Source organism: Martinezella calliandrae (assembly GCF_030272695.1).
GTDB lineage: Bacteria > Pseudomonadota > Alphaproteobacteria > Rhizobiales > Rhizobiaceae > Rhizobium > Rhizobium calliandrae.
Genome location: NZ_JARFYN010000141.1, coordinates 1 through 1,480, shown reverse-complemented (window position 1 = coordinate 1,480; position 1,480 = coordinate 1). Strand labels below are relative to the sequence as shown.

Below are 1,480 nucleotides of genomic sequence, written 5' to 3'. Positions count from 1 at the left end.
TACCGCTCCCCAGAGATTCTGACGGTTTGGTAGCTTATCGCAAGATGGGCAGAGCCTCGGGTTCTATGAGTAATTGAATGCTTCGCGCTTCTCCCGGCGTTCGTTGAATGAGACCGGCTTTTTCGAGCGTTAGAACCATCTGGTGTACAGACGGTGCGGTCACCTGAAAGTGGCGCCGCATGTCAACTTCTGCCGGAGAGCGTTTGAAGATCCGGCTATAGGCATAAATGAAGGCCAGGTATTGGCCCTGAAGCTGCGTGAACTGTGGCGCTCCGGAAAGGGGCTCTTTGCCAAACGTTTGATTCATTTGAGTTTAACCTGTGTTTCCGCACAAGGAGGCTCGGATGAATATAAGATATCATGTGGAACTCAACCAGTTTGAACGCGAGCAACTCAACGCTCTTTTGAGCGGAGGCCGCCACTCGGCCCGTCGGCTCAAGCGCGCACAGATCCTTCTGGCGGCGAATGAGGGTGTGAGCGACGAGGTTATCGCCACGACTTTGAATGTCAGTGGATCGACCGTCTATCGCACCAAGCGACGGCTGGTAGAGGCCAATCTCGAAGGTGCGTTGAGTGAGGAGCCTCGGCCCGGCGTGGCTCGCAAACTATCAGCCAAGGAGGAGGCGCTGCTGGTGGCAACGGCCTGTTCCAATCCGCCGCCGGGGCGGGCACGTTGGACGCTTGAGCTACTGGCCGATGAGATGGTCAAGCTGACGGATCACGAACACGTCTCCTGCGAGACCGTGCGCCGAAGGCTTGGTGAAAATCATCTCAAACCCTGGCGGAAGGATATGTGGTGTATTCCCAAGATCGACGGGGAATATGTTGCGCGAATGGAAGACGTCCTGGATCTCTACGCAGAACCGCCAGACCCGCAAAGGCCGGTGATTTGCTTTGATGAAAGCCCCGTCCAACTGATTGGCGAGGTGCGCGAGCCCATTCTTGCAAAGCCGATGCAGCCACTACGCTACGACTGTGAGTATCGCCGCAATGGCACCGTCAATCTTTTCGTTTTCCTAAACGCTCACCAGCCTTGGCGTCGGGTGAAGGTTACGGATCGACGCACCAACCAGGATTTTGCCGAGTGCATGCGCGAACTGGTCGATATCGACTATCCTGACGCCCCGATCATTCGTGTGGTTATGGACAATCTCTCTACCCATTCACCCGGTGCGCTATACGACGCGTTTCCCGCATCCGAAGCGCGCCGCGTGCTAAAGCGCCTTGAATTCCACCACACGCCGAAACACGCAAGCTGGCTGAATATGGTGGAGATCGAGATCGGGGTCCTGAAAAGCCAATGCCTCGACCGCAGGATCGACGATAAAGACAAGATGACCGCAGAGGTGGCTGCCTGGCAGCAGCAGCGAAATGCACAACAGGCAAGGATCCAATGGATGTTCACAACCGAAAAGGCCCGCGAGAAACTCCACAAAGCCTATCCGGTCAAAGAGTCATAATCTCTGCGGAACGGTACTAG

At 55.8% G+C, this 1,480-nt stretch carries 1 protein-coding gene; it reads left to right on the top strand.

What is annotated here, in order from left to right; genetic code table 11:
- The first annotated feature begins 344 nt into the window (after nt 1-344).
- Nucleotides 345-1,460: an IS630 family transposase gene (locus PY650_RS36360; RefSeq protein ID WP_285884933.1), complete on the top strand. Its 1,116-nt coding sequence runs from the start codon at nt 345-347 to the stop codon at nt 1,458-1,460.
- The last annotated feature ends 20 nt before the right edge of the window (nt 1,461-1,480 follow it).

Bases quoted from the DNA above. Each gene is read 5' to 3' on its own strand.
- PY650_RS36360 (WP_285884933.1), top strand. From the start codon at position 345: ATGAATATAAGATATCATGTGGAACTCAACCAGTTTGAACGCGAGCAA.